This window comes from Pectobacterium brasiliense (assembly GCF_013449685.1).
Lineage (GTDB): Bacteria > Pseudomonadota > Gammaproteobacteria > Enterobacterales > Enterobacteriaceae > Pectobacterium > Pectobacterium brasiliense_A.
This window is the reverse complement of the sequence record NZ_JACDSF010000047.1, coordinates 1-22,735: the sequence shown is the minus strand read 5'-3', so window position 1 is coordinate 22,735 and position 22,735 is coordinate 1. Positions and strand designations below refer to the sequence as shown.

At 48.1% G+C, this 22,735-nt stretch carries 20 protein-coding genes; 8 read left to right on the top strand and 12 right to left on the bottom strand.

Annotated elements, in window-relative coordinates; genetic code table 11:
* Positions 1-11 precede the first annotated feature (11 nt).
* The 6 genes from H0248_RS22375 (at position 12) to H0248_RS17400 (ending at position 5,910) form a co-directional block, all read left to right on the top strand.
* The gene (locus H0248_RS22375) at positions 12-3,272 is read left to right on the top strand and encodes a DUF637 domain-containing protein (protein ID WP_180786872.1); all 3,261 of its coding nucleotides are present in this window, start codon (positions 12-14) and stop codon (positions 3,270-3,272) included.
* A gap of 10 nt (positions 3,273-3,282) precedes the next feature.
* Positions 3,283-3,648 carry a ribonuclease toxin immunity protein CdiI gene (cdiI, locus tag H0248_RS17420; RefSeq protein ID WP_205558387.1) on the top strand — a complete coding sequence of 122 codons (366 nt, stop codon included), beginning with the start codon at positions 3,283-3,285 and terminating at the stop codon, positions 3,646-3,648.
* A 150-nt stretch (positions 3,649-3,798) separates the two neighbouring features.
* Positions 3,799-4,029, top strand: coding sequence for a deaminase domain-containing protein (locus H0248_RS22515; RefSeq protein ID WP_180786881.1), 231 nt, complete (start codon positions 3,799-3,801; stop codon positions 4,027-4,029).
* Positions 4,030-4,251: 222 nt separating this feature from the next.
* Positions 4,252-4,635, top strand: coding sequence for a hypothetical protein (locus tag H0248_RS17410; protein ID WP_180786871.1), 384 nt, complete (start codon positions 4,252-4,254; stop codon positions 4,633-4,635).
* 348 nt (positions 4,636-4,983) lie between these two features.
* Positions 4,984-5,472: a hypothetical protein gene (locus tag H0248_RS17405; protein WP_180786870.1), complete on the top strand. Its 489-nt coding sequence runs from the start codon at positions 4,984-4,986 to the stop codon at positions 5,470-5,472.
* Positions 5,473-5,580: 108 nt separating this feature from the next.
* On the top strand, positions 5,581-5,910 hold the full coding sequence (locus H0248_RS17400) for a zinc ABC transporter substrate-binding protein (RefSeq protein WP_180786869.1): 330 nt from the start codon (positions 5,581-5,583) through the stop codon (positions 5,908-5,910).
* A gap of 117 nt (positions 5,911-6,027) precedes the next feature.
* Here the strand turns inward: H0248_RS17400 and ggt are convergent, their stop codons facing one another.
* The 3 genes from ggt to H0248_RS17385 form a co-directional block, all read right to left on the bottom strand.
* Positions 6,028-7,806 carry a gamma-glutamyltransferase gene (gene ggt, locus H0248_RS17395; protein ID WP_180786868.1) on the bottom strand — a complete coding sequence of 593 codons (1,779 nt, stop codon included), beginning with the start codon at positions 7,804-7,806 and terminating at the stop codon, positions 6,028-6,030.
* A 200-nt stretch (positions 7,807-8,006) separates the two neighbouring features.
* The gene (locus H0248_RS17390) at positions 8,007-8,918 is read right to left on the bottom strand and encodes an EamA family transporter (RefSeq protein ID WP_180786867.1); all 912 of its coding nucleotides are present in this window, start codon (positions 8,916-8,918) and stop codon (positions 8,007-8,009) included.
* Positions 8,919-9,080: 162 nt separating this feature from the next.
* Positions 9,081-10,289: an aldose 1-epimerase family protein gene (locus tag H0248_RS17385; RefSeq protein ID WP_180786866.1), complete on the bottom strand. Its 1,209-nt coding sequence runs from the start codon at positions 10,287-10,289 to the stop codon at positions 9,081-9,083.
* Positions 10,290-10,681: 392 nt separating this feature from the next.
* Here H0248_RS17385 and H0248_RS17380 point away from each other — a divergent pair, with 392 nt between their 5' ends.
* The gene (locus H0248_RS17380) at positions 10,682-11,932 is read left to right on the top strand and encodes a valine--pyruvate transaminase (protein ID WP_180786865.1); all 1,251 of its coding nucleotides are present in this window, start codon (positions 10,682-10,684) and stop codon (positions 11,930-11,932) included.
* A gap of 62 nt (positions 11,933-11,994) precedes the next feature.
* Here H0248_RS17380 and dppF read toward each other — a convergent pair whose 3' ends face one another.
* The 5 genes from dppF to dppA all read right to left on the bottom strand — a co-directional run bounded on the left by dppF (position 11,995) and on the right by dppA (position 17,770).
* A complete protein-coding gene (gene dppF, locus H0248_RS17375; protein WP_180786864.1) occupies positions 11,995-13,005 on the bottom strand; it encodes a dipeptide ABC transporter ATP-binding subunit DppF in 1,011 nt (336 codons plus the stop codon).
* Positions 13,002-13,982 carry a dipeptide ABC transporter ATP-binding protein gene (dppD, locus tag H0248_RS17370; RefSeq protein WP_110164343.1) on the bottom strand — a complete coding sequence of 327 codons (981 nt, stop codon included), beginning with the start codon at positions 13,980-13,982 and terminating at the stop codon, positions 13,002-13,004. Before dppD ends, dppF begins: the two co-directional genes overlap by 4 nt.
* 13 nt (positions 13,983-13,995) lie before the next feature.
* Positions 13,996-14,898 (bottom strand): dipeptide ABC transporter permease DppC, encoded by a 903-nt coding sequence (dppC, locus tag H0248_RS17365; RefSeq protein ID WP_180786863.1) that lies wholly within the window; start codon positions 14,896-14,898, stop codon positions 13,996-13,998.
* 13 nt (positions 14,899-14,911) lie between these two features.
* Entirely contained in the window at positions 14,912-15,931 is a 1,020-nt protein-coding gene (gene dppB / locus H0248_RS17360; RefSeq protein WP_161527729.1) for a dipeptide ABC transporter permease DppB, read from the bottom strand.
* A 231-nt stretch (positions 15,932-16,162) separates the two neighbouring features.
* Positions 16,163-17,770, bottom strand: coding sequence for a dipeptide ABC transporter periplasmic-binding protein DppA (gene dppA, locus H0248_RS17355; protein ID WP_180786862.1), 1,608 nt, complete (start codon positions 17,768-17,770; stop codon positions 16,163-16,165).
* A 1,463-nt stretch (positions 17,771-19,233) separates the two neighbouring features.
* Here dppA and H0248_RS17350 point away from each other — a divergent pair.
* Positions 19,234-20,577: a 2-hydroxycarboxylate transporter family protein gene (locus H0248_RS17350; RefSeq protein WP_039465531.1), complete on the top strand. Its 1,344-nt coding sequence runs from the start codon at positions 19,234-19,236 to the stop codon at positions 20,575-20,577.
* Positions 20,578-20,719: 142 nt separating this feature from the next.
* Here H0248_RS17350 and H0248_RS17345 read toward each other — a convergent pair whose 3' ends face one another.
* From H0248_RS17345 to H0248_RS17330, 4 genes are all read right to left on the bottom strand, one after another.
* Positions 20,720-20,986 (bottom strand): hypothetical protein, encoded by a 267-nt coding sequence (locus H0248_RS17345; RefSeq protein WP_180786861.1) that lies wholly within the window; start codon positions 20,984-20,986, stop codon positions 20,720-20,722.
* Positions 20,970-21,251 carry a hypothetical protein gene (locus H0248_RS17340; RefSeq protein WP_240351927.1) on the bottom strand — a complete coding sequence of 94 codons (282 nt, stop codon included), beginning with the start codon at positions 21,249-21,251 and terminating at the stop codon, positions 20,970-20,972. Before H0248_RS17340 ends, H0248_RS17345 begins: the two co-directional genes overlap by 17 nt.
* A gap of 67 nt (positions 21,252-21,318) precedes the next feature.
* Positions 21,319-22,059, bottom strand: a complete 741-nt coding sequence (locus H0248_RS17335; protein WP_308415671.1) for a hypothetical protein — start codon at positions 22,057-22,059, stop codon at positions 21,319-21,321.
* A 381-nt stretch (positions 22,060-22,440) separates the two neighbouring features.
* The gene (locus tag H0248_RS17330) at positions 22,441-22,710 is read right to left on the bottom strand and encodes a hypothetical protein (protein ID WP_257981565.1); all 270 of its coding nucleotides are present in this window, start codon (positions 22,708-22,710) and stop codon (positions 22,441-22,443) included.
* Positions 22,711-22,735 lie beyond the last annotated feature (25 nt).

Sequence of the window (22,735 nt, the reverse complement as noted above, 5' to 3'; positions counted from 1 at the left end):
GTCCTATACCATTGTTTAATGAACATGGAGAGAGAAAGTATGCATCTCTGGATGCCAAGAATGCACTATCTTTGAATGCCGGAGGAGACATCAAGTTATTAGGTGTTAACTTTAGCAACAATCAAGACACCAGTCTTATTTCTGGAAACAGTATAATTATCGATAACTACACATCTGATCTTTCTACCCATAAAAAAACACAAGGAACATCACAAACCGACGAGCAAAAAAAATTCAATAATATATTTTTTAAGTTAAACACCATAGTTTCAAGCGGCATCATCCTTGCCAAAGCAAAATCTCTTATTTTATCAGGAGTATCTTTTAATTCAGGAAAGGGAATTGACCTAATAGCCAGTAATATCGTAAGTATTGATTCTAAAAAAACAAGTAAAAGTTACGATGAATTTCTTCCACCATCGAGTACTCCTTCATTATCAAGCCATATTAGCTCTGGGGGTAATTTACTAATAAACTCAGGAGGCGGACTTATTATTAAAGCAGCAAACCTATCAGCTAATAATATCACCCTTTTGGCTGGCAGCACTCTTTCATTACTCTCTACCGCGTATTCAGCCATCTCCACTCCTGACGAAAACAATAGAGACGATCGCCATGCTATCACTCAAATTAATGCGAGGAGAAATCTTACTCTCGCTACAAATGGCGATCTTATTGCCTCCGGCAGCGCATTATCCTCAATAGGGGACATGACGTTAAGCTCTAATGGGAAAATGGAGTTCAACGCCCTGCGATATTATTCAGTGCGGGAGGGTGACAACGAGTTTAATGAAACGACCACACAAAGAAATGTCGTATTAAACAGCGGCGGTGTGCTAACACTTCTATCCAATAACAGCATCTTATTTCAGGCCACGAGTTTACTTGCAAAAGGTGCAATGGATGTAGCCGCTAAAGGTGGATTCCTGTACGCACAAGCCATGGAAGAAACCAACCACTATGAAAAAGAATCCAGCAGCCGTACCTGGTATGGAAAAAAGAAAAAGGGTAAACAGACCTATCACAATGTCAGTAATAAGGTAGCTGAGTTTACCGCTGGAAGTGACATCAACCTGCTGAGCCGTGATGACAGCATCTATGAAGCCAGCAAAATAGAAGCTGGCAGGAACGCTAAACTCACCAGTACTCAAGGTAAAGTTATCTTTAAGGCGGTAAAAAACACCACATTCGAGCAGACCATCACCTCATCGAAAGGTTTCTTCATTAAAAACTCCGACAGGGGATACACCAAAGACACCTGGCTATTACCCTCAATCCACGCTGGCGGACAGTTTACCGTTGATGCCGCAACAGGGATTTCTGCTGACGTAAAAACACGCAATGCTCAATCACTGCAAAATGCGTTACTGACTCTCAGCAATACTCCAGGAACAACGTGGCTGAAAACTCTGTATGTCAGTAGAGGCGTGCAGTGGAACGCAGTACAAGATGCCTACACCAGTTGGAACCACACCACACAAAGTCTGAACCCCGTAGTGGGCGCCGTGATTGCCATTGCCGTTGCGGCTGTTACCGCAGGAGCAGGATTGGCAGGGATGGCGGCGACAGCAGCAGCCAGTACGGCTTCAGGGATGACAGCCACAGTGATGTCTGGTGCCGTTTACTCAGGCATGACGGCATTAACTTCACAGGCAGCCGTTGCACTGGTCGACAACAAAGGTAACCTTACCAAAACCCTGCAAACACTGGGTAGCAGCGCTTCCGTTAAGTCACTGGTTGCTTCAATGGCTGTGGGTGGTGCGCTTGCTGGTTTCGACAGCGTATTAAAAATCAGCAACACAGCCGCAGGTTCAGCCCAAACCAAACTTCCCATCCTCAGTAATAATGATTGGAACAAGATAGCTCAACGCGTAGCCGGGCAGTCGGTTATTAGTTCTGGCCTTGGCACTGCCATTAATGGTGGTAGCTTCAAAGATAATTTTACTACAGCCTTGCTATCTAATATTTCTAACCAAATCAGCGCTGAAGGAATCAACTACAACGCCAGAGAAGGCTTCATCCAAAATACGTTCGGTAAAGCATTAAGCTACGGCGCAATATCTGCGATTACCGCCGAAATTCGAGGTGGCAATGTGAAAGGTGCTGCCGTAGGTGCGTTAAGCGCGGAACTTGCAGCCTATGCATTAGGTAGCAGCTTTTCCATGGATGAAAACTGGTCGAGAAAAGTCAGTGAATCTGCCGGATTCATTGGTGGCTTAGCTGGTGCAATCGCAACAGGTAAAGCGCAAGGAGCCTACAGCGGGGCTAATGCTGGCCAGATTGCGGTTAACTTCAATTATCTGAGCGCAGCAGAAGCCGAAAAGAAGGGAATTCTGGAACGTAAAGAAAAAACGGGAACGTTAACTCCAGATGAAGCAGAAGAATTAGCAGCTACCCGAAGATTGGATCAGGAGCGTGACAAAGCAATTCGAGATATTTGTACTCAGGGCAATAAATCCATCGCAAGCTGCTCAGCCTTACTGGTACAAGCACAGCAAGCTCTCGATAGCTATGGTAAAAACTTCAATTATCGTTTGGTTTATCGGGACTTATACCCCGAAGATGCGGCAAATGTAGACAAGATACTGCAAGGGCTAGATGCTGGTAGCATTACCAGAGATGCAGCTATCACTGCAATTGCAAAAGCCACAGGGAAAAGCTGGGATGAAGTGGCATCACGCTATGATTCTGTCATGCAGCTGCATGCTATTACTGCAACGGTGGCGGGATACAAAGGAATCAATACGGTTGCAGGAGAAACCGCAATTATTCAGCTGACTTCTGGTGAAAAAGTCATCATGATGACCACCAAGGAAGGCACGACGTTTACTTATCCTGATGGGATAAGTTTTAAAATTGGCCTGCCGCAGCATATCGCAACGTTAGATGGTTTTTCGCAGAAAAAAGGGATCAGTGGTGCACATAATGCTGATGCGTTTTATGCAGCAGCAAAGGAATATAATGTTAATATTATTAGTGAGATGCCTACCCAAACGAATGGCATCGCAAAAATTTTATATCAAGTTCCATCATATGACAGAGCTGGTAATGTCACTGGATATAAGAATGCAGAATTACCAAAGACAGTATATGATCCGAAAGTTTTTACTGATGAAACAATAATTAATTTAGGCCAACAAGCTGCGGTTAGTGGCTATAAAGAGGCGATAAGACAAGAAAGACAGTTTTATGATGCACAAGCTGGAGGTATTACTTTTCGAGTTTACCTAGATAAAAATACTGGCATGATAAACAATTTCCACCCTCAATAAAATTATTAACATGATAAAAACATTATTCAGACAGCCTTATGATAGCAATGATCCCTACTGGGTAATTAAAGCATACTTTGACACAATGTATGGGGATGGTTACTTTAAAAAATCAGTTAGTTATATTTTAGAAAGAGATAGTTTTCACGTTGATGGAGCCTATTGCAATTTCCCAGACATGAATAGCTGCTATGAGGAGGAACATTTTGAAGGGGTAGAATTTGCAATAGGCTATCCTCCCACAGAGGAGGAAACTGTGATTGTCAGCGAAGAAATCTGCTATCAGTATGTCCGTCTGGCCTGCGAAAGATATGTGAAACTTCATCCGGAAGATGCTGAGAAGATCAAATTTTTGCTGGACACGATATCCAACTAACAGCATTCCGCCTTCTATGAAGGCGGATTTTCACAGAAAAGGGATCATTAGTGCACACAATGCTGATGAATTTTTTAACGCAGTGAAAAAAAACAATGTGAAGGTTTCATCTCAAGCTCAAAGCGAAGTTGAAGGGATCACACACGTTAAATACCAAATACTGGCGAAAAACAGAGAAGGAAATATAACAAAGATTTTATAATAGCCAGAAATACGGATTCAAAATATAAGATACTGGGTAATATTTCAGAAAAATTAGGTGGTAATATATCAGCTAAAGGAACAGTTACTATCTTTACAGAGCGTCCAGCCTGTGGAAGTTGCTTAGGAGTTGTAGAGCAATTTCAGCAAAGACACCCTGGGATTCAGGGCGAGATCTAACTCACTTTGTGTGGTTATTATGCTCAAAATAGATACGATTTCAGTTCAAAGAATGCACGTCAGATACATAATTACCGATTGATAAAAGGTTATTAATATATGGGTATTATCAAATTTCTTGAATTGTATGCGTTTTAAGCAAAGTGGAATCCCGCCCTGCCCTGGGATTGAAGTGAAAACACTTGACAATAACGGAATTCCATTGAGACCAGGAGCGAGAAAGTGACAGAGGAAAGAATTAATTATGAAGAAATTAAAAATTCTCTTTTAAGATATTATTATGTCTATTGCAGGAATAAAATCGAGTCGTTTAATCGCCGAGGTGAAAGATGGGCTGAACATGAGTCAGAGATCGGCTATGCATACTATCAGTTTGAAAATGCTTATGAATTAGATATAGAAAACCTAATGCTCGACGTGGTCACATTGGTTTTAATGGCAGGAAGGGGACCACAACAGGTTGAAAAAAATTTACGTAACAGTATAAAAAGCATCCTATCAAATCAGGGTTTGGATAAACTAACCCAAGATATTACCGAGGAAGAAAAATCAAATCTTCTCTATGATATGTCTTTATTAGGATTAGTTGATAAAAAATTAGAATAACGCAGACAAAGCAGCCCTTTCGGGCTGCTCCAATTCACTAATATGAAAACGCTTTATAGTAAAAATGTAAGGCTCATTCCTAGAATGGGGGGATAATAAGCTATCAATTTCTGATTGGTGGAGAGTAAAAAATTATAACCTTACGACTAACCAAAGCGGGTTAATTAACAATGTATCAAAGCAAGCCATTGAACGTCAGATGAATTTACCTGCAGGAATGAAGCAGGAAGTTATTATTGATATACGCGGGCAGACTGTGACTGATGCTCAAAAGAGTGCGATCATCAAAGAAATTTTAACCAAATAAAATAACATACTTAGCGTGACAGATATAGGATTCATGACGAAATGAAAAACGTAGGATTCCATGGTGGACATACCGTCTACAACTGCGGCACATCTCTTGATATGTATATTTTTCCCCAATGCATCGCGCAGGTCACTTCAGAGATGGATACTAGTTTGTTGGCTGATGGACTTTATCGTCGCTACTTGGAAAAAAATGATCTCCATCTCGCTTCCGAGCAAGCAATTCAGATAGAGACGCTATTTAGTCGAACTTTACCCACAGAAATAAATTGGGGTGATATTGGCAGAAATATTAATTTATCAACTTTATGCTTTGATAAAGGTAACTTGGCGACCATTTTTTCAGAGTATTTTAAAAATTTGCATCATGCCATAAAATCGGCCGAATCTTTTTATCATGATTTTGGCACTTACGTCTCTGTAAAAACCGTTATCTCTGATTTACCTTGGTTTATCGAAGATAAAAATCGTCCCCTCGAACAGTATGATGCGCTGGGGTCTGATGATCTGCCATTTTGGCTGAGGTAACATGATAATAATATAAAATGTTATTAAGAGTATTTTATAATAACATTTGAATGGAAAGCACAGAAGATAATTTAAAAATAAAAAATAAATAGAGAGAAAATTCTATTCATGAAGAAATTAAAAAAGAACGAAATATATATAAAAATGTTGTTACTTTATATTCCTTATATCAGGAACATGCAACAACATAAAAAATCATCTGATTTATCATGCTACTATGAAGCGGAACTTGTCCATAATTTAGCTTACACGATCTTGACGCCAAATTTTGAAGATCACGATATTTACTTTCTAAACAATCAGGCAAGATATTATATTGAAAACTGTAGCGATGATATTTCAATAGCTTATAGCGGTCAAAAAGAACTTATATCATCTCTTTTTGAAATGGTTCCACAGGAAATGAAGTCGAAGCTCCTGTGGGAAGGTCCAAAATAAGAGACTAAGAGTAATTTAGACAACATCCATGATATTTAATTCATGGATGTTGTGAATAGTTAAAAATAATCCATAGGTAGGGGGGAAGCAAATAGCCTCCCCTGACATCCTTTCAACTCAATACCCTATCGCTGCCCCTGCCGGGCGGCGGATATCATTGGCACCGTACAGGTAACCTTCGCGTACTTTGCCGGATACCGCCGAGTCATTGCCCGAATCCGCAGGTGTCACACCCGCCGCACCCGGTAAGCCGACCAGAATCAGCTCCGCTGCGCCCCAAGGCGTTTGTTCCACCATCTTGTAGCCGCGCTGCTTCAGCAGGTTCAGCGTATCGGCAGACAGCCCGCGCTGTTCATAATACACCTCGTCCGGCAGCCACTGATGATGGATGCGCGGGGCGTCCACCGCTTCCTGCGGCGCCATGCCGTGGTCGATGATATTCAGTGCCGTTTGCAGCGTGATGGTGATAATGCGCGAACCACCGGGCGAACCGAGCACCATGAAGACTTTGCCGTCTTTCGTCACCAATGACGGGCTCATGGACGAAAGTGGGCGCTTACCGGGGGCGATCGAATTACGCTCTCCTTGCACCAACCCATACAGGTTTTTCTCGCCAATTTTCACGGTAAAGTCATCCATTTCGTTATTGAGGAAGAAACCTGTTCCCGGCGCAATCACCACCGAACCAAAACGCCCGTTCACGGTATACGTGGTGGACACCGCATTGCCCTGATTATCCACGATGGAGTAGTGCGTGGTTTCCGGTCGCTCGTGCGGCCCCATCCCCGGCTGCACGTTTTTGGACGGCGTCGCGTTCTCCGGCTCGATTTGTTTGCGGATTTCGGCAGCATAATCCTTACTCAACAAACGCTCGACAGGGTTGCTGACAAACGCCGGATCGCCAAGGTACGTGTTGCGATCCATGTAAGCGTGACGCATCGCTTCCGTCAGCACATGAACGGTGGCGGCAGAATTAAAGCCCGTCGATTTCATGTCGTAGCCTTCGACAATATTGAGAATTTCACACATCGTGACGCCACCGGAGCTAGGGGGTGGCGAAGAGACAAACTGATAGCCACGATAGTTGCAGGTTACCGGTGCCGTTTCAGTAATCCGGTAATCGGCAAAATCAGCCGCCGTCAAAATGCCGCCGCCCTGCTTTGCCGCCTTCTCCACCGCCTGTGGAATCTCCCCCTTGTAGAAGGCATCCGGCCCTTTCGCGGCAATCGCTGCCAGGGTATTCGCCAGATCGGTTTGCACCAGCTGATCACCGGGCTGCAACGGGCTACCGTCGGGACGCAGGAAAATGCGCGCCGCTTCAGGGTCAGCTTTGAAGCGTTTTACCGTAGTGTCCAGAATATCGGTATCTGCCCGCGTAAGCTCAAAACCTTCACGCGCCAGTTTAATCGCTGGAGCCATCACCTGTTCACGCGTCAATTTGCCGTATTTTTGTAGCGCGGTATCCAGCCCCAGCACCGTACCCGGTACACCAGCGGCCAGATAGCCATATAGGCTCGCGTCTTTTTTCACGCTCCCATCCGCGTTCAGATACATGTTGGCGCTGGCTGCCGCGGGTGCGGTTTCACGGAAGTTGATAAAGGTGTCTTTTCCATCGGCCAGATGCAGCGTCATAAACCCGCCACCACCAATATTGCCACAGCAGGGATTCACCACCGCCTGCGCATAGCCCACGGCCACGGCGGCATCAATCGCATTGCCGCCCATTTTCATGATATCGACGCCAATCTGCGAAGCCAGATACTGCGAGCTGACCACCATACCGTTTTTTGCTTCCACTGCGGGGGCCGAGGCCGCCTGCACGGTTCCACTCACCAGCAGCGCCGTCACACTCAGTGACAACAGCCATTTTCCCGATGTTGTGTTTTTTATTTTCATGAAGACCCCTTTATCCCGTTGATTTTACTGACTGCTTTATCTCTATCCTTTTGCAAAGCCAACCTGCAAAGCCCGCGCCAACAAACGGCAATACTCATCAGCAATAGTAAGAAGCGTAGGAAAGGCGTGAGAAATTGCGAAAATAGCTACTTATCTTTGCGACGCTGCACGATAAATACGCCCATCACAGAACATAAGCCTCACGACTGTCGAGCGGGCCGCCATGCATACAGCCGCGCGCCAAACACATTCACCAGCAGACCGACCATAATTAGCAACGCGCCGACAATCTGTAATAGCGAGAGAGATTCATCAAGGAATACCGCGGCGCTGATCAACCCAACCACCGGCACCAACAGCGACAGAGGTGCCACACGCCAGGTTTCATAGCGCGCCAGCAGGCTTCCCCAAATCCCGTAGCCGATGATAGTTGCCGCAAATGCCAGATAAACCAGAGATAATATCGTCGGCAGCTGGATGGTGGTTAAACTATGGACAATCGCGTCCCGACCTTCAAACAGCCAGGAGCTGATGAAAAATGGCACGACAGGCACCAGCGCCCCCCACACCACCAGTGACATGATGCGCACGCCGCTGTTTTGGCTCATGATCACTTTATTGATAATGTTGCCCACCGCCCATGACAGCGCCGCTGCCAGCGTCAGTAGCAGCGTGGTGGTGGTCATTCCGGATGACATTTGCAGCGCTGTGCGACCTTCTGCCAGCACCACCATCCCTAGCGCCGCCACCAGAATGCCGACAACGTGATTCCAACGTAGCTTTTCCGACAGCAAGACTGCGCCAACCAGCAGGGTAAAAAAGGCCTGCGCCTGTAACACCAGCGAAGCAATCCCCGCGGGCATGCCCAGCTTGATAGCGAGAAACAGAAAGCCAAACTGACCAAAGCTGATTGTTATGCCATAGGCGAGCAGCCATTTCAGGGGAATACGTGGGAAAGGAACGAAGAAAATTGCTGGGAGCGCCACCAGCGAAAAACGTAGCCCGGCCAGTAAGAAAGGCGGCATGTCATTCAGCCCAACTTTGATCACCACGAAGTTCACGCCCCATAGCACGACAACACAAAGCGCAAGCAGCGCATCTTTCAACGACATCCTCATCCCCTGATCAAATACGTAACAAATACCTTCCTCAAGGTACGCGTAAAATGAAGAAACGGATAAGAAAAGATAATTATGGCGTTACGTGACAATGACTCAGCGTAACCATGACGTGAGATGGCCGACCACCAGAGTCTGTGGCCGGCATAGATAGCGTTACTCGATGGCGATGGGTTTTTCCGTCAGCGTGGTTTTGTTATCACCCTGAATGGCTTTTACTTTCTGCTCCGTTTTCTGTACCGCTTCTGCGCTACTCAGCAGGCTGTATGTCAGCTCAAACGTCGTGCTCTGACCAGGCTGAAGCTTCTTGACCCGCCCTTGCTCACGTTCAATCGTAACCGGGTAGGCGTAGTTAGTACCGGGTTCGATCCCTGTGACGTAGCCCTGTTTTTCCGTGTCCGTGTTTTTCCACAGCGTCAGCAGCGGCAGTTGATGGGTATCAAAGGCAATCGATACGCCCTTATTTCCCGCCTTGTTCACCAGCGCCGCCAGCGTTTTGCCCTGTGCATCCGTATACGGCGTAATGTTGAACACCATTTCATCAAAATCTTTTGTCGGCCCTTTATAGGTTTGCCAGGTGGACAAACCCGCTTTAGCATGGTCATTAAACGGAGAAATCTCTTTCACCGGCGCGATGAAACGCGCGCCTTCTTCCAGAATCGGCGTGCCAAAATTGCTGTGGTAGATAATCTGATAGTCGCGCGGGTAGTCGGCTTTGTTAGTCAGCACATCATGCACGGTAAACGACTCGCTGCCGGGAACGTAGCGCAGCTCGGTCCAGGTTTCCAGATTCGACTTCTTGAAGCTGTTTTCCTTCAGCAGGCCGCGCACCGTAATGGTGTGCGGGGCGGTATCGCTGACTTCCACCACCACTTTTGACGCTGGCGTGTTGCCCGCGCGGCCATGCAGGGTATAGATCATGCCCTCGCTGATGACTGGGTGCCCCGTCCATTCGAAGCCGCAGCGCACCATCATCTCATTGAAACCTTCCAGCCAGCCCAGTCCGTTACGGCTTTCCAGATTGATGGTATTCGGGTTGACGACCTCATCAACTGGCGAATCCCAGCCCAAACGGATGTTTTTTCCCGTCACATGCAGCAAGTTCATTCCTCGCGTCGGGCTAAGGGCAATTTTCAGGCCGTCCTGACTGGTAATCGTGATCACTTTACTGCCTTCCTGACGTCCGCCGTGCAGGACTTTTTGCTCAATGCTGAAATGCTGATTTTTGATCTTCAGGGCATCACTGCCAATTTGCCAGTTTCCCTTTTCTACACTGCCTTCAGCATCTGTCAGCACAAATGTCTGCGCCGATAGTTGCCATGATGTCAGCGCCAGTGTGATGCCTATAGCCAGTAATTTTTTCATGTTAACCACCCCTCTCTGCTGAATTGTTTTAGCTAATGCGAGCTAAAGACTACAAATCAGCGGATGGTCAGAATGTGATAGCTATCACCAGATGGAAAAATTCGGCATTGTCGCGTTATTTATCCAATTAGCATCACTAATTCACCATGAATGGTATCTATATTTGCAGAATTATTGAGATATTGATCGGTAAAAGCTGACATCGTTTCAGCAACATAAAGCACGCGGTCTAAAATCCTTTTCTCGTCGGCATGAATTTCAGACATTCATGCTGAATTTTAAATATTTGGCGAGACAAAAAATTATCAGATTGTTTTTTGACCACATTGCACCCTATTGGCGCAAGCGCTATGGTTGCCGCTAACCTGTGTACGATCACTGATAAATAAACTATGAACTTTTCTCTTTTCGGCAAGAAATTCACGCGCCACGCTGGCATCACCCAATTAATGGACGACCTGAACGAAGGGCTGCGTACGCCAGGCGCAATCATGCTGGGGGGCGGCAATCCGGCACACATTCCAGAGATGGACCGCTACTTCCAGCAGTTGTGTCAGGAGATGCTGGAGCAAGGGAAATTAACGGAAGCGCTATGCAACTACGACGGTCCGCAAGGTAAGGATACGTTGCTTAAAGCGCTGGCCGAACTCCTGAGTAATGAATTAGGCTGGCAGATTGGACCACAGAATATTGCGCTGACAAATGGCAGCCAGAGTGCGTTTTTCTACTTATTTAACCTGTTTGCAGGTCGCCACAGCGATGGCAGCCTGAAAAAGGTGCTGTTCCCGCTGGCACCGGAATATATCGGCTATTCGGATTCCGGGCTGGACGACAACATGTTCGTCTCCGTTCGTCCGCAGATCGAACTGCTGCCCGAAGGGCAATTTAAATATCACGTCGATTTCGATCACCTGTCGATTACTGATGATATCGGGCTGGTCTGCGTATCCCGCCCAACCAATCCGACCGGTAACGTGCTGACCGACGACGAGCTGATGCGTCTGGATATTCTGGCGCAGCAGCACAAGGTTCCCTTGCTGATTGATAACGCCTATGGCGTACCGTTCCCCGGCATTATCTTCACTGACGCGACGCCGCTGTGGAACCCGAATATCATCCTGTGTATGAGCCTGTCCAAGCTCGGTCTGCCCGGCTCACGCTGCGGTATCGTAATCGCGGATGAAAAGGTGATTTCCGCGATCGGCAACATGAACGGCATCATTAGTCTGTCTCCGGGGGCGGTCGGACCGGCGCTGGCGCACGAGATGATTCAGCGTGGCGATCTGCTGCGCTTATCTAATGACGTCGTCCGCCCGTTCTACCAACAGCGTGTGACGGAAACTATCGCGATTATTCGTCGTTACCTGTCGCCTGAGCAGTGCCTGATTCATAAACCGGAAGGCGCAATCTTCCTGTGGCTGTGGTTTAAGGATCTGCCTATCACGACGGAAATTCTGTACCAACGCCTGAAAAAACGCGGCGTCCTCATGGTGCCGGGTCACCATTTCTTCCCTGGCTTAGATCAGGACTGGCCGCACGCTCACCAGTGCATGCGCATGAACTATGTGCCAGAGCCGGAAAAAATCGAACGCGGTATTGCGATTCTGGCTGAAGAAGTGGAAAAGGCGATGCAGGAAAGCTAACTCGCCGCTGACAGAGATGCCCACACGCTCCATCAAAGCGGCGTGGGGGCATCGAAGGCAAACTAGGCTACAGCGGTGCCCTGTTCGTCCTGATCGACGGCGAAGCAGGCGACCTGCTGCTCGCCGTAGGTTTTCAACTGCGGCTGGAACTGTGTACAGGTACTGAAACAGCGCTGGCAGCGAGCGTTGAACGCGCAGCCCGGCGGTGGATTCAGCGGGCTGGGCAGTTCACCCGTCAGCTTGATGCGTTCGCGGCGTAAATCCGGGTTCAGGCGCGGCGTCGCGGACAGTAACGCCTGCGTATACGGGTGGCGCGGATTGTTGAAAATGGCATCTTTACTGCCCTTCTCCACACAGCGGCCCAGATACATCACCATCACTTCATCAGCGATATGTTCGACCACGGACAGATCGTGTGAGATGAAGACATAAGACAGCCCTAAATCCTGCTGCAAATCCATCATCAGGTTCAGCACCTGCGCACGAACCGACACGTCCAGCGCTGAAACGGGTTCATCAGCAATCACCACGTCTGGGTCCAGCATCAATCCACGAGCAATAGCGATACGTTGACGCTGGCCGCCAGAGAACATATGCGGATAACGGTCGTAATGCTCCGTTTTCAGCCCCACTTTTGCCATCATCGCCAACGCTTTTTCACGACGCTCAGCTTTTGACAGTTCCGTGTTAATCTGGAGTGGTTCTTCCAGGATCTGGCCGACTTTCTTACGTGGATTCAGCGATCCATAAGGATTCTGGAAAACGATCTGGATCTTCTGCCGACGCAGCTTCTGTGCCACCGGATCAGGCTTCAGCAGATCCTGTCCCTGATAGTACAGTTCGCCATCAGACGGAGTTTCGATCATCGTCAGCAGGCGACCCAGCGTAGATTTTCCACAACCGGACTCTCCGACCACCGCCAACGTTTTACCTCGTTCCAGCGTAAAGGAAACGCCGTCCAGCGCTTTCACCATCTGCTCTGGCGCGAAAAAGCCCTTTTTCACCGGATAGTGTTTTTTCAAATCAATCGCATGCAGCAAATACGGCTGCGATGGTGCGTTCAGTTCACTCATAGGGTTGGCCTCCCCGCATCATCCAGCGGTGTATGACATTTCACCTGACGACCAGGAATATCGCGCAGAACAGGTTCTTCCTGACGGCAGCGGTCTTGCGCATAGGGACAACGCGGGTTTAACAGACAGCCGTTCGGGCGGTCATATTTACCCGGTACCACACCCGGCAACGATGCCAATCGGGATTTATCTGCCGCAAACTCCGGCAGCGCACGCAGCAGCGCCTGGGTATACGGATGGCGGGGTGCGCGGAAAATATCTGCCGCTTTGCCTGATTCCACCACCTGTCCGGCATACATCACGATGATGTGGTGTGCCGCTTCGGCCACCAGCGCCAAATCATGGGTAATCAGGATCAGTGCCATATTCTCGCGCTGCTGCAATTCGAGCAGCAGTTCGATGATCTGCGCCTGAATGGTCACGTCGAGCGCCGTGGTCGGCTCATCGGCAATCAGCAACTTCGGCCGACAGGCAATCGCCATCGCGATCATCACGCGCTGGCTCATCCCACCGGAAAGCTGGTGCGGATACACATCAAGACGCGAACCTGGATCAGGAATCCCAACCAGCGTCAGCAGGTCAATCGCACGCTGACGACGGGTTTTGCGGTTACCGCCCTGATGCACCTTGATAGCTTCCATGATCTGGTAGCCCACGGTGTAGCACGGGTTCAGGCTGGTCATCGGGTCCTGGAAAATCATCGCGACTTCAGAACCCACCAGATTGCGCCGTTCTTTTTCAGAAATTTTTGTTAAATCACGCTGGTTAAATTCCAGCTTGTCGGCCATCACTTTGCCGGGGTAATCAATCAGCCCCATAATCGCCAGCGAGCTGACGGACTTACCGGAGCCGGATTCCCCGACGATACCGACGACCTGACCTTGTTCAACCTGGTAGCTGATACGATCGACCGCACGAAACGGCAGATCCTCATCACCAAAGTGAACCGACAGTTTATCTACATTGAGCAACGCCATCTCTCTACCTCTGCTACTGCTTGAGTTTGGGGTCGAGAGCGTCACGCAAGCCGTCCCCCATCAGGTTAAACGCCAATACCGTCAGTAAGATTGCCAGACCGGGGAACGTCACCACCCACCAGGCACTTTGCGCAAACTGCAAAACGTCCGACAGCATGGTGCCCCACTCTGGCGTTGGCGGCTGTGCGCCCATACCGAGGAAACCCAAAGCAGCCATATCGAGAATGGCGTTAGAAAAGCCGAGAGAAGCCTGCACAATCAACGGTGCCAAGCAGTTAGGCAGAATGTTAACGAACATCTGGCGTGCCGAACTCGCTCCCGCCACGCGTGAAGCCGTGACGTAATCGCGACTAACTTCCACCAGCACCGCCGCGCGGGTCAAACGGACATAGTGCGGCAATGCCACGAAAGTCAGCGCCAGCGAGGCATTCACAATCGAAGGCCCAAAGATCGCCACCAGCACCAGCGCCAATAGCAGGCTTGGCAGCGCCAGCATGATATCGACGATACGCATGATGAGCGCATCGACCACACCGCCGAAATACCCGGCCAGCAGGCCGAAGATCACCCCCAGCACCAGCGACAGTACGACGACCAGACAGCCAACCAGCAGCGACAGACGCGCGCCGTACATCAGACGGGACAGGACATCACGCCCGACGTCGTCCGTTCCCAGAATAAACTGCCAGCTTCCGCCCTCTTGCCAGACTGGCGGACGAAGCAGCGCATCGCGGAACTGCTCGGCGGGCGCATGCGGAGCCAACACGTTGGCACCAATGGCAATAATCAGCATCAGCACGACATACACCATGCCAACGACCGCCCCTTTGTTACGTTTAAAATAGTGCCAGAATTCCTGTAGCGGGGTCATCGGCTTCGGTGCGCTATTTACAACAGGTTCAGTGACGTGTGTCATCTTAGCCTTCCCCTTATTTCTTGTGACGGATGCGTGGGTTAACCACGCCGTAGAGCACATCTACCAGCAGGTTCACCAGAATGATCATGGTTGCCACCAGCAGTACGCCGCCCTGAACCACCGGATAGTCACGACGCTGCAACGCATCGATTAACCACCGTCCCAGCCCCGGCCAGGAGAAAATGGTTTCCGTCAGGATCGCCCCGGCCAGCATGGTACCGACCTGTAAACCAATGACCGTTACCACCGGCAGCATAGCATTACGCAACGCGTGCACGACAATCACACGCAGACGGCTCAGCCCTTTGGCGCGAGCGGTACGAATGTAATCCTCACCCAGCACTTCCAGCATCGCGGAGCGCGTCATACGCACAATCACCGCCAGTGGAATGGTGCCCAGCACGATGGCAGGTAGGATCATGTGTTCAACCGCGTCGATAAAGTCCCCTTCCTCGCCCCAGAACAAGGTATCGATCAGCATAAAGCCGGTTAGCGGCATGCTGTCATCAAGGAAAATCGTGTCGCTGATGCGCCCCGAAACGGGCGTCAGGTTGAGCTGAACGGAGACCAGCATGATCAGCATCATACCCCACCAGAAGATAGGCATGGAGTAGCCCGTCAGCGCCAGGCCAACAGAGGTATGATCGAAAATGGAACCGCGTTTGACCGCAGCCAGCACACCAACCGGAATCCCCACTGCGATAGCAAACAGCATCGCGCAGATACCCAGTTCCAGGGTCGCTTTGAAGCGAGGCACAAATTCTTCCCACACGGGGATACGACTCTTGAGGGAGATCCCCAGATCGCCCTGCATCACACCGCCAATATAGTGGAGGTATTGCTGCCAAAGCGGCTTATCCAGCCCCATTTCAGCCAGCAACTGCGCATGACGCTCGGCGGAAATACCCCGTTCCCCCGCCATGATCATCACCGGGTCGCCCGGAATCATGTGCACGAACGCGAAGGTTAATAGGGTGATACCAATAAACGTTGGGATAACTAACCCCAAACGCCGGAGTATGAACTGCAACATATCCCGAACTCTCTATTCATGCCCGTTGGCTCATTGGCCATCAGGCTTATCATTGCTCACAGCTAAAAAATCGCCAGGTGCGATTTTAAACGTCGTGTGCGACGGCCCGCAGGATAGCGGGCAGGGAAGACAACTATAAATTTAACGGGCAAGAAACCCCGCCTCCACGGCTCCTCTAACGAGAAACCGCAAGGTCGGGGTTTGTAGTGTCCGTGAAATCGAGTGGCTGACTTAATCCAACGTCACGTTGTTGAAGCTATGCACGCCACGCGACTGAATCACATAACCTTTCACGTTGTTACGCACTGGCTCGTACACGGTGGAGTGCGCGACAATCAGCGCTGGAGCCTGATCGTGCATCACAACCTGTGCCTGCTTGTACAGTTCAATACGTTTTTCGTGATCGGAAACGGCGCGTGCCGGTTGGATCAAATCTTCAAACGGCTTGTAGCACCACTTGGAGTAGTTGGAGCCATTTTTGGCCGCATCGCAGCTGAACAGGGTCGCGAAGAAGTTATCTGGATCCCCATTGTCGCCCGTCCAGCCCATCAGCACGGTCTGGTGCTCGCCGTCTTTCGCACGCTTCAGATACTCGCCCCACTCGTAGGTGACGATCTTGGCTTTCACGCCCACTTTCGCCCAGTCGGACTGAATCATTTCCGCCATACGACGCGCGTTCGGGTTATACGGACGCTGTACCGGCATTGCCCACAGGTCGATAGAGAAACCGTCAGCCATACCTGCTTCTTTCAGCAGGGCTTTCGCTTTTTCAGGATCGTAACTGTAGTCTTTAACGTCATTGTTGTAGCCCCACATGGTCGGCGGGATCAGGTTAGTTGCGGCCTGGCCGGCTCCCTGATAGACCGCTTCGATAATGGCAGACTTGTTCACCGCATAGTTCAGCGCCTGGCGAATCTTGACGTTATCCAGCGGTTTTTTCTCAACGTTGTAAGCCAAATAGCCAACGTTCAAACCTGGCTTTTCCAGCAACGTGATATTTTTGTCTTCTTTCATGCGGGCAAGATCGGCCGGGTTTGGATACGGCATGATCTGGCATTCGTCTTTTTGCAGCTTAGCGTAACGCACGGACGCATCTGGCGTGATGGAGAAGACCAGGCGGTCAACACCCGGCTTGGTGCCCCAGAAACCTTCAAAGGCTTTGTACAGAATACGGGAATCTTTCTGGTACTGCTGCAGTTGGAACGGGCCTGTACCGATTGGGTTCAGGTCAATCTTCTCTGGCGTACCGGCTTTCAGCATCTTATCCGCGTATTCTGCGGACATGATGGAAGCGAAGTCCATCGCCAGGTTTGCCAGGAACGGCGCTTCAGGGCGGTTCAGCACAAAGCGGACGGTATAGTCGTCTACTTTTTCGATTTTGCTGACCAGTTCCGGCATACCCATACCCTGATAGTATTCATAGCTGCCGCCAGATACTTTGTGGTACGGATGGTTGGCATCCTGCTGACGCATGAAGGAGAAAATCACGTCATCGGCATTGAATTCACGAGAAGGTTTGAAATCCTTGCTGTCTTGCCATTTCACGCCTTTGCGCAGATGGAAAGTATAGGTTTTGCCGTCTTCGCTAATATCCCATTTTTCAGCCAGACCCGGCTCGGTGTCCGTGGTGCCGTCTTTAAATTCCACCAGGCGGTTATAAATAGGAATAGAGCTGGCATCAAATGTTGTACCAGAGGTAAACAGCTGTGGGTTAAAACCTTCTGGGGATCCTTCTGAGCAGTACACCAGCGTCTTTGCCTGAACGCCTGCCGCGACGGACAGGGCGAGCAAGCCAAGACCGAACTTCAACACCCTTGATTTAACTAGGGATTTTTCCATTACGTGTGCTCCATTGTGGATGATGTTGTGTGCTATACCCGCCATACTCCAAGCTGCATACGCGTTAATTCTGTCGTTAAACGCACAGTGGTTAACAGCGCTGATAGTCCGTGCTGCATCTCGAAATCAATTGGGCATGGTTGGTCAGACCTGTATTTTTACGAACTGTGGTCTGTACCCTGTCGCCCGAAGGCAAAATTAAAATAATGAGGAAGAGGAAAGGGGTTACCAAAACCGATGGCCGCTACGCTGTTGGATAGAGTCATAATAACTACAACGTATACCTTGATGCGCCACAACCGGCTCACGGATGCTGGATGAAGACGTAGAATCATTCAGACAAGCCGCTGCTTTCCTCCTTATATCCCTATGACGCCCTCAATTTCTCAACAGATGGCGGTGACGTCAATATAAGCAGTAAGGATTTACAAAATTTCTTTACATTTTCCTAAAATGGAAAATACAAGTTAACCATCTTATAAAAGGTGTATGTTTTGCATTTCTCGTAAAAGGCAGCGATAAAAACCTATGTACTGCAGACAAAAAGAAATTATCACCATTAAAAAAACTATAGTCATCTGGTCTTACATGTCCACGATTTGAGCACTATTTTTTGTTAAAAACGTTAACAGTAGGTGAAAATCCTGACGGATAATAAGAAATTCTGATATTTACCACGTTACTATAAGTAGACAAATGACTATCTACGCTACATAAAAAAACTCTATGCGACATAAAAAACGTTGTTTCCCCCTCTTTCAACGGGCCGCAAGATCGCTCTTCATCGTTCTTGATCTGTGGGATAACCGTTACCAGAGAGCCATTGCTAGATACATCCGTTAGCTAAAGCATAGATAAAAAGGCGGCGGATGCAGGGTCGAGAACACATTTTGTCCTGCGCTGCAGCGTCAGGGTCCTTACTGGGGATAAAATGATATTGCTCAATAATTAATTGGCTATTTTAGTTAAATAAATATTTTCACTAAAATGAAAACACGCTATTTACTTATTCTCATAAAGTGGTATTTTTCACTCATTGAGTTACCTCTCCTTCTGTTTTAACCCCTCAAATTCCCTCGACAAATTATTTTAATTACAAAAAAACAATATAAGTTATTTAAAATAGAGTTGCTGATAAGTTCACAAATACGTAATTAACGTATTATTTTTAACATTCCCTCATGCTAGATTACTCTCCAACAGGATTCATTGTTAAATAACATCAACCATTCCTTATCTTTTTGTTACTAACTGATAAAAAACAAAAAAACGTATTTTTCTGCTTTTTGATAATAAACATCCCGCCGCCATTGGCATTAGCAAGGCCCGATGTCCACACCGATATCGGCAAGAAAAAGCCAATAAGATGCGTCGATAACGATGCGTTACCAATATCCTCAACGATATTACACGGCAGGTATGTCATTTCTTTCTGTACCAACTGTCCTAGCAGGGTGAATATAATGAAAAAAATTGAAACTGATATTTTATGTGAGAACGATCTCGCTCTGGAAACACAAGAATCGTTTATCGGGGGATTCTTTAAAAAGAAAATCGGCTCCGTTCCCGTTGCGCTTTTTATGGCGATTGCCGCCATTGTCGCTATCGCGGCCTACGAAGGATATTTGCCTAAAAATATGATTGGCGGTTTCGCCGTCATCATGACGATGGGTTTTTTACTGGCACACATTGGCAGCAACATTCCCGTGTTCAAAGATATCGGCGGCCCGGCCATTCTGTGCCTGATGGTGCCGTCCGTTATGGTGTATTTTGAGTTGTTCAACGACAACACCATGAAAACCGTACACCTGCTGATGAAAGAGGCGAACTTCCTGTATTTCGTCATCGCCTGTCTGGTGGTCGGCAGTATTCTGGGTATGAACCGCAAGATCCTGATTCAGGGGATGGTGCGCATGTTCGTTCCTCTGGTCATCGGCACCGCAACCGCACTGGCAACCGGTTTACTGGTTGGTAAACTGTGCGGCTATAGCTTCTATCACACCTTCTTCTTCATTATCGTGCCAATCATCGGCGGCGGTATCGGTGAAGGCATCCTGCCATTATCTCTCGCCTACTCTGCCATTCTGGGACAAACCCCAGATGTGTATGTGGCTCAGTTAGCGCCTGCTGCCGTTGTCGGTAACATCTTCGCGATTCTGTGTGCCGGCGTGCTGTCTCGTCTGGGGATGCGCCGCAAAGATCTGAACGGCGAGGGCCGTCTGGTTCGCAGCGATGAAGACAACGCGATGTTTGCCGTCAATGAGGCACCAAAACCGGTTGATTTTCATCTGATGGGCGGCGGACTGTTGATGATTTGCGCCTTCTTCATCGTCGGTGGCCTGTTTGAGAAACTCGTACACATTCCAGGCCCGGTGCTGATGATTCTGATCGCCGTGTTCTGTAAATACGGACGCGTAATTCCTGCAATTATGGAAACTGGCGCACACAGCGTTTACAAGTTCGTATCCAGTTCTCTGGTATGGCCGTTGATGATCGGACTGGGCATGCTGTATATCCCACTGGAAAGCGTCGTCGCAGTATTCTCTGTGGGTTATGTCATCGTCTGTGGTTCTGTGGTGCTGTCCATGGCGCTGGTGAGCTTTCTGATTGCACCTTACCTGAACATGTACCCGATTGAAGCGTCCATCGTAACCACGTGCCACAGCGGGCTGGGCGGTACGGGTGACGTGGCTATTCTGTCTGCTTCTAACCGTATGTCTCTGATGCCGTTCGCACAGATCGCTACCCGTATCGGCGGCGCATCTACCGTCATCGCCGCAACGCTGCTGCTGGGCTGGGTTGCTTAATCTCAGTATCATGGTTTCCCTCAATCAGGGGGAAACCTTATTCTGAATGAGAAAAACCATTTAAGCCCGTATACACAGCGTTTATGCCGTTATCTGTGTCACAGGTTCAGAACCGCGCTCCGCTACCCCATCAACCGCGTTCTTATCTAAACTTCTTGAAAATGATCAGAATCAGAGTCATGCACACAGGAAAACCAATTAAAGCAACCTCAAGGACATTATCTGTGGCCTTATAAATATTTTCTATAACAGCCTCATGATATTCGATAGTAACCACCTTCCCCAGTGGCATGTCCCCTTTATCATCTAACGGAAAAATAGCAAGAAAGAGCCACAGATAATATACAAAGGTTACTAATGCTATTCCTCCCCAGCGCATAACCGTCTTACATTCACTTGTTAACATCATGCATCCCTTCTAATAATCCCCCGACAGTACCACCAGAATAAGGCGACACCTTGCCAACACCAGAAGCTATCTCAGCGGCAGCTCGAAAAGCTTTCATTCTTATTGTTGATTCATCTAGAGGGCTAAACCCATTAATATTGGGGTACTGTTTTCTAAACTCACTGGTCATATCAACAACAAGCATCAATGACTCAGCGCTTTTTCGTTCTAAATACCGCTGTAGCGATACCGGCACGGCGAAATCTTCTTCGTAATCAATTCGCATCTGAGAGCAGGGCGAGATCTAACTCACTTTGTGTGGTTATTATGCTCAAAATAGATACGATTTCAGTTCAAAGAATGCACGTCAGATACATAATTACCGATTGATAAAAGGTTATTAATATATGGGTATTATCAAATTTCTTGAATTGTATGCGTTTTAAGCAAAGTGGAATCCCGCCCTGCATCTGAGAGTGAGTGGTATATCCTCCCTCAAATATCTGTGATCCCGCTATCTTCACGCCTTTTGTTGTATGGGTTGTACAGTTAACCCCTGTCACATCATATTGATCAATTGTGTGACCATCTCGTTTGGTATAATCCCCCATATCTGGCGCCTCTTTAGCTTTGCTTCCTGAATGCCACAGCCTTTCAAAGTACATTCTTGCAATCGTAGGATCTGCATCTGTAATGATGAATGCCTTCGCCTCCATCTTGTACAGCTCTTCTCGGTAATATGTTCTGGCATCTTCAAACCGCAAAAAGTTTAAGATGCCATCACCGACAGTCCCGCCAGCACCAGACCGTCTACCGAATCGACCATAAGTGAAAACAGAAGCACTATTACCCTCGTGAATGGAAACAAAGGCGTGACCTGTCCCCTTAGTTTCTGTCCAGATAAATACACCGTTCTCTAATGGGTTATTTTCTTTTTTGCATTCTTGGATCTGATTAATCCATTCCCCTTTTGAGGGCGTGAGATAAATCGGGTCATCCCTGAAGTAATTTATTGGGTCAGGCTTAATATTTTCCCGTGGGTTACGCCACAGCCCTAACCCGCGGCCATACTGCATAAATTTATCGTGTTCCACTAAACCAACTCCATTTGATTTCATCGTCACTGAATTGTGATAACACAAGGCGGGGTCGCTCCCGCATCGTTATCTGTGTCACAGGTTCAGAACCGCGCTCCGCTACCCCATCAACCGCGTTCTTACCTAACCTTCTTGAAAATGATCAGAATCAGAGTCATGCAGATGGGGAAACCAATTAATACGGCCGAATACATGGAATCCATAGATTCTCGCATACCAGCTAATATCGCAAAATGGTATTCAACTGGCACTGTTTTATCAGATAAAAAAACCATTCTTTCCTTATCTTGAACATGTCCAAAAGAAAAAAGAGCAATGCTTATCAAATAGAAAAAAGATACAAAGCAAATACTGAACCATCGAATAAAAGTCTTGCACTTACTTGTTAACATCATGCATCCCTTCTAATAATCCACCGACAGAACCACCAGAATAAGGTGAACTTTTACCTATACCAGAAACAACCTCGGACACGACTCTTAAAGTGGTATCTTCACTTATCGGTGTGTAGTTATCGGTATTCGGGTACTGCTTTCTAAACTCACTCGTCATATCAACAACAAGCATCGATGATTCACCGCTTTTTCGTTCTAAATACCGCTGTAGCGATACCGGCACGGCGAAATCTTCTTCGTAATCAATTCGCATCTGAGAGCAGGGCGAGATCTAACTC